At 58.4% G+C, this 12,152-nt stretch carries 12 protein-coding genes and 1 tRNA gene; 7 read left to right on the top strand and 6 right to left on the bottom strand.

The features are described from left to right. Positions 1 to 22 precede the first annotated feature (22 nt). The gene (locus tag ACR0C5_RS01445; RefSeq protein WP_480874013.1) at positions 23 to 1,342 is read left to right on the top strand and encodes an ATP-binding protein; all 1,320 of its coding nucleotides are present in this window, start codon (positions 23 to 25) and stop codon (positions 1,340 to 1,342) included. Positions 1,343 to 1,797: 455 nt separating this feature from the next. Here the strand turns inward: ACR0C5_RS01445 and ACR0C5_RS01440 are convergent. After that, a tRNA-Ile gene (locus ACR0C5_RS01440) sits at positions 1,798 to 1,874 on the bottom strand. Between the two features lie 107 nt (positions 1,875 to 1,981). Here ACR0C5_RS01440 and purM point away from each other — a divergent pair. From purM to rnd, 3 genes are all read left to right on the top strand, one after another. Further along, a complete protein-coding gene (purM, locus tag ACR0C5_RS01435; protein WP_480874010.1) occupies positions 1,982 to 3,028 on the top strand; it encodes a phosphoribosylformylglycinamidine cyclo-ligase in 1,047 nt (348 codons plus the stop codon). Further along, positions 3,025 to 3,621: a phosphoribosylglycinamide formyltransferase gene (purN, locus tag ACR0C5_RS01430; protein WP_480874007.1), complete on the top strand. Its 597-nt coding sequence runs from the start codon at positions 3,025 to 3,027 to the stop codon at positions 3,619 to 3,621. Before purM ends, purN begins: the two co-directional genes overlap by 4 nt. A 119-nt stretch (positions 3,622 to 3,740) precedes the next feature. Next, positions 3,741 to 4,898 (top strand): ribonuclease D, encoded by a 1,158-nt coding sequence (gene rnd, locus ACR0C5_RS01425; protein ID WP_480874004.1) that lies wholly within the window; start codon positions 3,741 to 3,743, stop codon positions 4,896 to 4,898. Between the two features lie 5 nt (positions 4,899 to 4,903). Here the strand turns inward: rnd and ACR0C5_RS01420 are convergent, their stop codons facing one another. After that, entirely contained in the window at positions 4,904 to 5,434 is a 531-nt protein-coding gene (locus tag ACR0C5_RS01420; RefSeq protein WP_480874001.1) for a hypothetical protein, read from the bottom strand. 138 nt (positions 5,435 to 5,572) lie between these two features. Between ACR0C5_RS01420 and ACR0C5_RS01415 the strand changes: the two genes are divergently transcribed. Beyond that, positions 5,573 to 5,983, top strand: coding sequence for a SufE family protein (locus tag ACR0C5_RS01415; protein WP_170788651.1), 411 nt, complete (start codon positions 5,573 to 5,575; stop codon positions 5,981 to 5,983). Positions 5,984 to 5,989: 6 nt separating this feature from the next. Here the strand turns inward: ACR0C5_RS01415 and ACR0C5_RS01410 are convergent, their stop codons facing one another. Together ACR0C5_RS01410 and ACR0C5_RS01405 are read right to left on the bottom strand one after the other, a co-directional pair. Then, complete coding sequence (locus ACR0C5_RS01410) at positions 5,990 to 6,649, bottom strand: DUF1638 domain-containing protein (protein ID WP_170788650.1); 660 nt, start codon at positions 6,647 to 6,649, stop codon at positions 5,990 to 5,992. Positions 6,650 to 6,730: 81 nt separating this feature from the next. Beyond that, positions 6,731 to 7,429: a corrinoid protein gene (locus ACR0C5_RS01405; RefSeq protein WP_170774239.1), complete on the bottom strand. Its 699-nt coding sequence runs from the start codon at positions 7,427 to 7,429 to the stop codon at positions 6,731 to 6,733. A gap of 302 nt (positions 7,430 to 7,731) precedes the next feature. Between ACR0C5_RS01405 and ACR0C5_RS01400 the strand changes: the two genes are divergently transcribed. Next, positions 7,732 to 8,796: a PA0069 family radical SAM protein gene (locus ACR0C5_RS01400; RefSeq protein ID WP_480873997.1), complete on the top strand. Its 1,065-nt coding sequence runs from the start codon at positions 7,732 to 7,734 to the stop codon at positions 8,794 to 8,796. 157 nt (positions 8,797 to 8,953) lie between these two features. Beyond that, positions 8,954 to 9,229, top strand: coding sequence for a hypothetical protein (locus tag ACR0C5_RS01395; protein WP_480873994.1), 276 nt, complete (start codon positions 8,954 to 8,956; stop codon positions 9,227 to 9,229). An 89-nt stretch (positions 9,230 to 9,318) separates the two neighbouring features. Here ACR0C5_RS01395 and gltA read toward each other — a convergent pair whose 3' ends face one another. Both gltA and gltX read right to left on the bottom strand, forming a co-directional pair. Beyond that, complete coding sequence (gene gltA / locus ACR0C5_RS01390; RefSeq protein ID WP_170774233.1) at positions 9,319 to 10,614, bottom strand: citrate synthase; 1,296 nt, start codon at positions 10,612 to 10,614, stop codon at positions 9,319 to 9,321. Positions 10,615 to 10,735: 121 nt separating this feature from the next. Then, positions 10,736 to 12,136 carry a glutamate--tRNA ligase gene (gene gltX, locus ACR0C5_RS01385; protein WP_480874722.1) on the bottom strand — a complete coding sequence of 467 codons (1,401 nt, stop codon included), beginning with the start codon at positions 12,134 to 12,136 and terminating at the stop codon, positions 10,736 to 10,738. Positions 12,137 to 12,152: the final 16 nt, after the last annotated feature.

Genomic DNA, 12,152 nt, shown 5'->3' with positions numbered 1-12,152 from the left:
ATCAGCCCGTTAGGTTTAGCGCATGTCGAGTGCCTGGCTCAAATCCTATATGCCGCGCAGCCTGTACGCGCGGGCGGCCATCATCCTGGTGTTGCCGGTTGTAGTTTTGTTGCTGGTGGTCGGTATCGCCTTTCTGCAAAAACACCTTGAGGATGTGACGGCACAGATGACCACCTCCTCGGCGCGCGAAGTCACGCTGATTCTGGAAACGATGGAGGGGGCTGAGACGCAGTTGCAGGCGCTTGCCGCCATACGGCAGGACCTTGTTGCCCTGGATATGAAAGCGCGGTTTCTGGGTATTGATGAACGTCCTGCGGTCGGAATGCGGCGCTGGTATGATTTTATCGCGCCGCAAGTTGCAGCGGAATTACACGCCAAGCTGCCACAACTGACGGCAGTGGCTTTGCCCAGCGGTGACGAGGCGCGCCTGTATCTTCAAACCGATCTGGGCCCGTTCGAACTGGTGCTAGATCGCCGCCGCCTGTCCCCGGCCGCACCACATCAGTTGATCGTGACGATGGTATTTTTCGCAGTCGTCATGACGACGATCTCGTTTCTATACATGCGCAACCAACTTCGGCCCATCACCCGCCTGGCGGATGCGGCCCAGGCATTTGGGCGCGGGCGGGTGGTACCGTATTCGCCAGGTGGCGCGATTGAGGTACGCGCCGCGGGGAGCGCGTTTTTGGACATGCGCGCCCGGATCGAGCGGCAAATCGAACAGCGCACCCTGATGTTGTCCGGTGTAAGCCACGATCTGCGTACACCTCTGACCCGGCTCAAGCTGGGATTGTCGATGCTGCCCGAAGATGAAGCCGCACCTCTGCAAAAGGATGTAGACGAGATGCAGTTGCTGCTGGATGCGTTCCTCGAATTCTCACGCGGTGCAGCCGAGGGTGCACCGGAACAGGTTGATCCGCGCCATTTGCTGCAAGTGATTGTTGATGACGCACAGCGCGCGGGTTACGACGCGCGTTTGGTTGCAACCGATGGGGAAGGGCAGGCCATGCTGCGTCCGACCGCGATCCGGCGGGCAGTCGAAAACCTGATTGGCAATGCTGTGCGCTATGGCAACAAGGCCGAATTGAGCCTCTCGTTGACCGCCAAAACTTTGCGAATCCGGGTCGAGGATGATGGCCCCGGCATCGCGCCTGAAGATCGGACCGAAGCGGTGAAGCCGTTTTCGCGGCTTGATCCGGCACGCAACCAGAACAAGGGCAGCGGCGTGGGTCTAGGGCTGGCGATCGTCGCTGATATCGCCCGCGCGCATGGTGGTGTATTGCGGCTGGGAAAGAGTGAAAGGCTTGGCGGGCTGAGCGCGGATATCATCATCGCGCGCTAGAAGTTCCAATAGCGTTTGGCGCGACGGAATCGGGTCATATGGCCCTGTCTAGAGACTAAGAGATCAAGCCATCTTATTCGAATTCAAGAACAAAGTAGCCAAAACCTGTCAAATTGTGTATATATTAACGCAAAATGAACGCGCTATGGGGAATTCCGTTAGAGACGGTGGGACTCTGAGTGTATTAAAGTTCAGTTAATATTTGAGGTTGTGGGTGTCGGGTATCGCTTTTCAAAGCGAGGTGGTTGTTGTGAATTGGTTTTTTGTTGTTGGTATTGGCGCTGTGGTTGGCGCTGTGGCCATGGGCTGGTTTGAACCCTGCGACTCGTTTTATGAAGTCTGTGAGTTTTTACACTATCGCGCTCTGAACTATTGAAACCCAGAGGCAAGGCCTGGTGTTTGCGGTCAGGAAGTTTCTATGACCGCTCGGCTTCGTATCCAGTTATGGCAGATTTTGGTAGGCCCGGCAGGACTTGAACCCGCAACCAAAGCGTTATGAGCGCTCTGCTCTAACCAATTGAGCTACAGGCCCGCCTGAGCGCTTTGACTATCACGGTGAACGCCCGCGTCAAGCCTGACCGTTGCAACATCTTCCACAATCGACTAACCCGCGCGGGAACCATTCATGAGGGGTTGGCCATGACAGCGGGCAAGAACGGAATCACCTATGCGGACGCGGGTGTTGATATTGATGCAGGCAACGCTCTGGTTGACCGGATCAAGCCTGCGGCCAAGCGGACCAACCGTTCCGGTGTGATGAGCGGGTTGGGCGGATTTGGTGCTCTGTTCGATCTCAAGGATGCGGGCTACACCGACCCGATTCTAGTCGGCGCGACTGACGGCGTTGGCACCAAGCTGCGCATCGCCATTGATACCGGCGTGGTTGATGGCGTGGGTGTTGATCTGGTGGCCATGTGTGTCAACGACCTGATTTGTCAGGGCGCTGAACCGCTGTTTTTCCTCGACTATTTCGCCACTGGCAAGCTGGACACCGACACGGCCGCTCGGATCATTGAAGGCATTGCTGAAGGTTGCGTGCAGTCTGGCTGCGCCCTGATCGGTGGTGAGACGGCGGAAATGCCCGGCATGTACCCCGATGGCGATTTTGATCTGGCCGGATTCTCGGTCGGCGCGATGGAGCGTGGCGCGCATCTGCCCGCAGGTGTGCAGCAGGGAGATGTGTTGCTGGGTCTGGCCTCGAACGGGGTGCATTCCAACGGCTACTCTTTGGTGCGCAAACTGGTCGAGATTTCTGGGCTGGGATGGGACGCCGAGTCGCCGTTTAGCGACGGTACGCTGGGCGAGGCACTGCTGACGCCCACGCGTCTTTATGTCAAACAGGCGCTACAAGCGATCCGGGCAGGGGGCGTTCACGCGCTGGCCCATATCACCGGTGGCGGTCTGACAGAAAACCTGCCGCGTGTCCTGCCCGAGGGGTTGGGCGCTCAGATCGACTTGAACGCTTGGGATTTGCCGCCCGTCTTCGGTTGGATGGCCGAGACCGGCGGGATTGCCGAAGCAGAGATGCTCAAAACCTTTAACTGTGGCATTGGCATGATCGTCGTCTGTGCCGAAGACTGCGCCGATGATCTGGCCGCTTTGCTGGTCGAAGCTGGCGAAACCGTCTCGCGCATCGGGTCCGTCACCGACGCGCCCGGCGTGGCCTACACTGGCAAGCTGTTGTGAGCCATAAGCGCGTCGCCATCCTGATCTCGGGCGGGGGGTCCAACATGGTGTCGCTGGTTGATTCCATGACCGGAGATCATCCCGCGCGACCCTGCCTGGTTCTGGCCAACGACCCGGAAGCGGGCGGTTTGAAAAAGGCCGCCGCGCGGGGCATTCCCACTGCGGCGATAGATCACCGCCCGTTCAAAGGCGACCGCGCTGCGTTCGAGGCGGAGCTGCTGAAACCGCTCGAGGCCGCGGGGCCCGATATTGTCTGTTTGGCGGGATTCATGCGTGTTCTGACCGGTGATTTCGTATCGCGGTTTCAGGGCCGGATGCTGAACATCCACCCTTCACTGTTGCCGAAATACAAGGGTTTGAACACCCATGCCCGCGCGATCGAGGCAGGCGATGCCGAACACGGATGCTCGGTGCATGAGGTGACGGCGGCACTGGATGACGGCCCGATCCTGGGTCAGGCCCGTGTGCAGATTGACGCTAACGATACGCCCGAAGCTTTGGCCGCGCGTGTGCTGGTTTGCGAACACAAGCTCTATCCCGCTGTGCTTCGACGTTATGCGAGCGGTGATCGGACACCCGTGTTGCTGCCGTGATCTATGCAGGGTGATTTACACGCCCGTGTTATTCGGCCTATGGTCTGCACAAGCGCTCGGATCGGTATGAAAGCGACGGGCAGTCACCAAGAAGAACAAGAGCAAGAACACGACCGCGCATGAAGACCCTGACAACGACGCAAGAGCTGGCCGATTTCTGCGAGGCCGCCGCAAGCCATGACTATGTGACAATAGACACCGAATTCCTGCGCGAGCGCACGTATTATTCGAAACTCTGTCTGGTTCAGCTTGCCGTCCCATCCTCGGGTGAAGACAGCGCGGTGCTGGTCGACCCTCTGGCCGATGGTCTGTCGTTGGAACCACTATATGACCTGTTCAGAAACGAGGATGTGGTCAAGGTCTTTCACGCCGCCCGTCAGGATCTTGAGATTTTCTGGGTCGAAGCAAGTGTCTTTCCGGCGCCGTTGTTTGACACACAGGTTGCCGCGATGGTCTGCGGGTTCGGTGAGCAGGTCGGGTATGAAACCTTGGTGCGCAAGATCTGTAAGCAGGGGCTGGACAAAACCTCGCGCTTTACCGACTGGTCGCGCCGTCCGCTGTCTGATGCGCAAAAGACCTATGCTTTGGCTGATGTGACCCACCTGCGGCAAATCTACGAATATCTCGCCAAAGAGCTTAAAAAGACCCAGCGTAACCATTGGGTGGCCGAGGAACTGCGCACGCTAACCCATTCGGATACCTATGACATTCGACCGGAAGACGCGTGGAAGCGGGTCAAGACCCGCACGAACTCGGCCAAGTTTCTGGCAGTCGTCCGGGAACTGGCGCATTTCCGCGAGGCCTATGCGCAGCAAAACAATGTCCCGCGCAGCCGGGTGTTCAAGGATGACGCGCTGATCGAGCTGGCCTCGACCAAGCCCAAGTCGCCTTCTGATCTGGGCGGATCGCGCCTGCTGCTGCGCGAAGCGCGCAAGGGCGCGATTGCCGAAGGTATTCTGGCGGCTGTCAAAAAGGGTGTGAACTGCCCCCCCGAACAGATGCCGCGCGTGGATAACAGCCGCGACAAACTAAAGGTTAATCCAGCCCTCGCCGATCTGCTGCGCGTGTTGCTAAAATCCAAGACTGAAAGCTCGGGCGTGGCGGCCAAGCTGATCGCAACCAGCTCAGAACTGGATCAGATAGCCTCGGGCGAGCGGGATTTGCCAGCGATGTCGGGTTGGCGTTTCGAAGTGTTCGGTGAAGATGCCCTGAAGCTGTGCGAGGGTAAGATTGCCCTGGCTGCACAAGGCCAGACCGTCAAAGTCGTGGCTTTGTAAGAGGCTTATCGACGCCGCGATTCCAGCGCGTTTTGCTGACCTATGACCCGCACCAGCCGGATATTAGCCAGATCATCCCGTGTCACGTTGGTGGCGTCCGTCACTTTGCGCGAACGATCTGTCCCCTGATTGGTCGCATAGCTTGGGTAGCTGACGCGGAACGTGTACTCCAAAACGCCGTTCTTCGCGTTTTCTTCGCTCTCAACAGGGACAAGCTGGGCTCCAAACGCGCCTTGCCGCGCGGCCGTTCCGGATACGAAGATGATCGCGCCGCCGGGTGTGGGATCAATGCGCAACTGGTCAATGCGCGCGATGGGTACGCTGTTGTCCTCGGGTTCCGGGCGTCCAAACAGCCTTACGCGCTCGCGCTGTTGGGGCACCAGCGCATTTGGGTCGTAGGCCGCTGTTTCGGTCGGTGCAGGCGTCGATGTGCTGGACCCAAACCAGTTGCTTGGATTCGCGCGCGAGTCGCGCCACCCGCTGCAAGCCGACAAGGTAAGTGTAGCGACCAGAAGAACAGACAGTGTTTTTTGCATGGATCCAAAGCTCTGAGCGGTATTCCCCGCACTGGCCTAACGCAAATTCCTTGCTTTGAAAACCCAAACCGGGTCTGGACAGGCCGGGGTCGGCGGCATAGGTCACGAATGTGAATGCAATGAAAGGACCGTCGCACTATGGCAACGCCTGCCTTTGAAGAAATCGTCGAGGATTTCGAGTTTCTGGAGGACTGGGAAGACCGGTACCGCCATGTGATTGAGCAGGGCAAGGCAATGGAGCCGCTGGAAGATGCCCTTAAAGTGCCTGCCACAAAGGTGCATGGCTGCGCCAGCCAAGTCTGGCTGCACCCAGTGATCGAAGGTGGCGTTTTTCACTTCGATGGGGATAGCGATGCGCTGATCGTGCGGGGCCTGATTGCGGTGTTGCGGTCTTTGTACAACGGTCTGCCCGTCGCTGATGTGCCCAAAGTAGACGCAGGCGGAGAGCTGGCGCGATTGGGCTTGAACGATCACCTGTCAGCACAACGGTCCAACGGTTTGCGTGCTATGATCGAGCGCATCCGCGAGGTGGCGCAGGAAAACGCCTGACGGACCTCAGCCGCGCTTGGCCCAATCCGCCAGTGTCGTCTCCAGATCTCCATAGCCGGTAAAGCGCCGCTCGAACGTCAGCCCCATGCGGTCGGCGCAGTCCTTGGCGCGCGCGGTCAGGGCTGGGTCGTCGGTCTGGGCCTGATAGACCAGCTTGGTGTAATTGCCGAAATACATATCCCGCAGCTCGGGGTGGCGATCCAGACCCAGCGGTTTCCAGACAAAGGCATCGAATTGCCGGGCCAGGAAATCGGTCAGGTAAAAGGCAGTCGTTTCATCCTCGCCCCGTGCATCAAAGATATCATTGCCTTCGAAAAAAGAATAGCAATGCGGGCCTTTGATCATTTCGACGCCTAACTCGGCGCAGGCTTTCTGCAGCAGACCACCGGTGCCGCAATCGGCATAGACCACATAGACCGCGTCATATTGATCGCGGTGCTTGGCCACCGCTTCTTGCACGGCCTGTGTGATCCGTTCGGGGTGGACGTGCAGGATGGCGGGCAGGCAGGTCAGGGCCATGTGATCCCAGCCGTTGCGCTTCTTGAGGTCCAGAATCTCGCGGGCCAGTGCGCCGCAAGCCAGCAACAGGATACGCCCTTGTTCCGAGTGGCTTTGATAGCCATCCGTGGTCAGGCTGCTGTCATCGGGAACCCGTTCCTGTGTCATGTCACCCCCATGGGCCTTGGGTGTTAAACAAAAAAAGCCGCCCGGTTGCCGGACGGCCTTGAATTCGGAGTGTAGGTCCGATCAACCCGCCAGCTGGTTATGCTTGCGCGAGACGAAGTCCTTTGCCATTTCCACGGCGACGGCTGCGTCACGGCAATAGCCGTCGGCGCCGATCGCTTTGCCGAACTCTTCGTTGAGGGGCGCGCCGCCGACCAGAACGATGTATTCTTCGCGCAGGCCTTGCTCGACCATCGTGTCGATCACAACCTTCATGTAGGGCATGGTCGTGGTCAGCAGGGCCGACATGCCCAGAATATCGGGCTTTTCGGTTTCCAGCGCTTCCAGATAGTTCTCGACCGGGTTGTTGATGCCGATATCGACCACCTCGAAGCCGGCGCCTTCCATCATCATCGACACCAGGTTCTTGCCGATGTCGTGGATGTCGCCCTTCACGGTTCCGATCACCATTTTGCCGACGCGGGGTGCGCCGGTTTCGGCCAGTAGCGGCTTAAGGATGGCCATGCCGCCCTTCATCGCGTTTGCGGCCAGCAGAACTTCGGGAACAAACAGGATGCCGTCGCGGAAGTCGTGACCCACGATGGTCATACCGCCAACCAGCGCCTTGGTCAGGATGTCGTAAGGGGTCCATCCGCGTTCCAGCAGGATGTTCACACCTTCTTCAATCTCTTCTTTCAGACCGTCGTACAGGTCGTCGAACATCTGTTCGACAAGTTCGTCGTCGTTCAGTTCGGACAGGACGATGTCTTCTTCATCGGACATGGGGCGTTTCCCTAGGGCTGTTCGGGCATAGCGCCCGTTGGTGGCATTTTTTCCGTTTTGGCCAAAACGTCGCATCCAGACTGTGACGATTGCGACCTTGGCGGTTCCGAGACCGACCTATACGGCAAAATCTCAATCAACTCGACGTCATTTCCCGCAAGATCATCCTGAATTGGTTTCAGGTTTCAGTCAAATCGAGGGGCGGTGCAAAGGTTTGAAAACTCTTGCGGGATGGTAACCAGGCCTTGCGATTCCGGCGGTTCGAGCCTAATTTGAGAGTGAGAACAAAAGGGAAACAAAATATGTCGCGACCGCATGTCCGAGCCCGCGGTGTCGCAACCAACGCAGCAGGCCGGTTCGAACAATTCGAGACCGAGACCTGCACGGATGGGTGGGAGCTTGAGGAAGATCTGCTGCCCCTGCGCACCGAAGTGCGAACAGAAGTCGCGCGCAGTCTGATCACCTATAACCGGTCGCCCGATCTGCCGTTTGACCGCTCGATCAACCCGTATCGGGGGTGTGAGCACGGCTGCGTCTACTGCTTTGCCCGCCCGTCTCATGCCTATCTCGGGCTGTCTCCGGGGTTGGATTTTGAAACCCGCCTGATCGCGCGGCCTAATGCGGCTGCTGTCTTGCGTAAAGAGCTTTCATCGCCGCGTTACAAGGTGGCAACCATTGCGCTGGGGACAAATACGGATCCGTATCAACCGATTGAGCGGGATTTGAGGATCACGCGGGAATGTCTGTCCGTATTGCGGGACTTCCGGCATCCCATTGGGATCGTTACCAAAGGGGCCCTGATCGAACGCGATCTGGATATCCTGGCAGAGATGGCGCAGGACGGATTGGTGCGGGTTGGAATTTCGCTGACCACTCTGGACGCCGATCTGTCCCGCCGGATGGAGCCACGCGCGCCGTCACCGAACCGCCGTCTGGCGGCCATTCGCCGGTTGACCGGGGCAGGGGTGCCAGTGCGGGTCATGACCTCACCCCTGATTCCGGGCCTGACCGACCATGAATTGGAGGCGCTGCTGGAGGCTGGCCGGGACGCAGGTGCGGATGCGGCAAGCTGGATCATGCTGCGTCTTCCGCGGGAGGTGTCCACCTTGTGGCAAGAGTGGTTGCACGACCACGAACCCGCACGCGCGGAAAAGGTCATGTCCAAACTGCGTGAAATGCATGGCGGTCGAGACTACGACCCGCGCTGGGGCCATCGGATGCGCGGTGAGGGCGAGTATGCCGCGCTGATCGCAAAGCGGTTTGCTTTGGCTGTCAAACGGCTTGGGCTTGCGACGCGCATGCCGCCCCTGCGAAGCGATCTGTTTGCCAGACCAGCTCAACCGGGGGATCAGCTCGCTCTGTTTTGAACCCAAAAGGTCGTGGTTTTTCTGCGGCTAAACATTGGCTTTTAGGTGTCTGTTTTTACGGGAATATTAAGTTTTGGCCATGCGATGAAACACATCTGGATATCTCGTGGCTGCCCCTATATCTCCCGAAGCTGAGGTTACTATTGAGGTGGAAAAGATGGGTACCCCCAAGGAAATCGAAGCAGCTGCGAAGAAGATGCAGGCCGCAACGGCGGTCTATCATAAATCACAACAAGAATTGGATAAGGCCAACAAAGACCTGTCGAAATACAATGACATCATCAAGGGCGGCAATGTCTCGGCGATGGGCCCGGCGACGATAGAGCTGTCCAAAGTTGCGGCCAAAATCGGCACGCTACACAAAAAGGTCGGTGATGCGAAAAAGAAAATGGACGACGCGATCAAAGCGCTAAGCAAGGTCATGCCGAAATAGGCGGAAACGTCCCGATTTCGCCCACTGAGCGGGTGCTGTCAAAATGAAAAACCCCGCCAGGTAGCGGGGTTTTACTTTGATAATGTATATCAGCGATTTTCGATATCGACGTAGTCGCGGGTGGTCTCGCCCAGATACAGCTGACGCGGACGACCGATCTTGTTCTGCGGATCGGCGATCATCTCTTTCCACTGGCTGACCCAGCCCACGGTGCGCGACAGGGCAAAGATCGGCGTGAACATCGAGGTCGGGAAGCCCATCGCCTCGAGGATGATGCCCGAATAGAAGTCCACGTTCGGGAACAGCTTTTTCTCGGCAAAATACGGATCTTCCAGAGCCTGCTTTTCCAACGCCTTGGCAACCTGCAGCTTCGGGTTGTCTTCGATACCCAGCAGATCCAGCACTTCGTCGGCGGACTGTTTCATCACCTTGGCGCGCGGGTCAAAGTTCTTGTAGACGCGGTGGCCAAAGCCCATCAGACGGAACGGATCGTTTTTGTCCTTGGCGCGGGCGATGTATTCGGGGATGTTTTCGACCGAGCCAATTTCTTCCAGCATCTCCAGACATGCCTGGTTCGCACCACCATGGGCAGGGCCCCACAGGCAGGCGATGCCAGCCGCAATACAGGCAAACGGGTTGGCACCCGAGCTTGAGGCCAGACGCACGGTCGAGGTCGAGGCGTTCTGCTCGTGATCGGCGTGGAGAGTAAAGATGCGGTCCATCGCCCGGCTGAGGATCGGGTTCACCTCATATTCCTCGGCCGGGACGCTAAAGCACATGCGCAGAAAGTTCGACGCATAGTCCAGATCGTTTCGCGGATATACGAAAGGCTGACCGGTGTGATATTTGTATGCCCAGGCCGCGATGGTCGGCATCTTGGCGATCAGGCGATGCGAGGCAACCTCGCGCTGATGAGGGTCCGAGATATCGGTTGAATCGTGATAGAAGGCCGACATTGCGCCGACGACACCAACCATGATCGCCATCGGGTGCGCATCGCGACGGAATCCACGGTAGAAATACTGCATCTGCTCGTGCAGCATGGTGTGACGCGTGATGGTGGATTCGAATTTTTCCAGAACGGGCGCGGTCGGCAGCTCTCCGTACAGCAGCAGGTAGCAAACCTCGAGGAAGTGGGATTTGCCTGCCAGCTGGTCAATCGGATAGCCACGGTGCAGCAGTTCACCTTTTTCGCCATCAATATAAGTGATTGTGCTGTCACAGCTGGCGGTCGAGGTGAAGCCGGGGTCATAGGTGAACACACCCGCAGTGCCGTACAGCTTGCGGATATCGATCACATCAGGCCCGGCAGTCGGCGAATGAATCGGCAGCTCATATGTTTCGCCATGCACGGTAAGAGTGGCTGATTTGTTGCTGTCGGTCATATTTTCCCTTCCTCAATCTTGCGCAAAACGGAACGCTGTCCGATCCTGCGGGCAACGGATGCGCGCACGCGCGCAGTCCGGGTGTTAGCGGAGCAGCGTTACCCAAATGTGAAGATCGGGTTTAGTTCGCTGCATCAGATAGCCGCGCCAGAGTTTCCTCCTGGCCCAGCACAAGCATCATGTCAAAAACCGAAGGAGTTACGGCCCGACCCGCCAGGACGGCGCGCAACGGCCCCGCCAGCTTGCCGAACTTGACGCCCTTGGCTTCCGCAAAGGAATTCAAGGCTTCCTCCAGTTCGCTCCGCGACCAGCTAACATTTTGCAACTGCGGCGTCAATTCATTCAGTATACCATCGGATACTGATGCCAGCGCCTTGGCCGCTTTCTCATCTGGTTGGATGGGGCGGGAAGTCAGGGCAAAATGGGCCTTTTCAAGCAGTTCCGGGAAGGTGCGGGCCCGATCCTTGAGGCAATACATCGCACGTTCCAGATCACTCGATTGTGTATCGGTTAGCGCTGGCAATTGGGCCGCATCAAGGTAAGTTTCGATTTCCTGCCGCAGTGCAGCATCGTCCGAGATAGCGATATGTTGCCCGCACAGATTTTCTAGCTTTTTCAGATCGAACCGGGCCGGGCTTTTGCCGATCCCGTCCAGATCGAACCATTCCTTCGCCTGTGCGTCGGTGAAAAACTCGTCATCGCCGTGACTCCAGCCCAGGCGCGCCAGATAGTTGCGCATGCCGGCGGCAGGATAGCCCATGGCCTGATACTCCTGAGCGCCCAACGCGCCGTGGCGTTTCGACAGTTTCTTGCCGTCGGGCCCATGGATAAGCGGGATATGGGCCCAGACTGGAACGTCCCAGCCCATGGCCTGATAGATCATCATCTGACGCGCTGCGTTGTTCAGGTGGTCGTCGCCCCGGATCACGTGGGTCACCCCCATATCGTGATCGTCCACCACCACGGCCAGCATATAAACCGGTGTCCCGTCCGAACGCAGTAGGATCATGTCGTCCAACTGATCGTTGCGGATGGTCACGTCCCCCTGAACCTGATCGCGGATCACGGTCGCGCCGTCCTGCGGGGCCTTGATGCGGACCACAAAAGGTGCGTCTGGATGGGTCGCGGCGTCGGCGTCGCGCCAGGGGCTGCGGTACAGGGTCGATTTGCCCTCGGCCTTCGCTTGTTCGCGGAAGGCGGCGATTTCATCTTGGGTGGCAAAGCATTTATACGCCTTGCCCTCGGCCAGCAGCTGGTTGGCCACTTCGGCATGACGCGCCGCGCCCTCGAACTGGCTGATTACATCGCCATCATGGTCCAGACCCAGCCACGCCATACCTTGCAGGATGGCTGCCGTCGCCTCGGGGGTCGAGCGCTCGCGGTCGGTGTCCTCGATCCGCAGCAGGAACTTGCCACCGCGGCCACGGGAATAAAGCCAATTAAACAGCGCGGTGCGCGCGCCGCCGATATGTAGAAAACCGGTGGGCGAGGGGGCGAAACGGGTGACGACCTGATCGGACATTGTGTGGATTAACCTT

The organism is Ruegeria sp. N8 (genome assembly GCF_056531325.1).
This window is presented reverse-complemented; position numbering and strand designations above follow the sequence as displayed.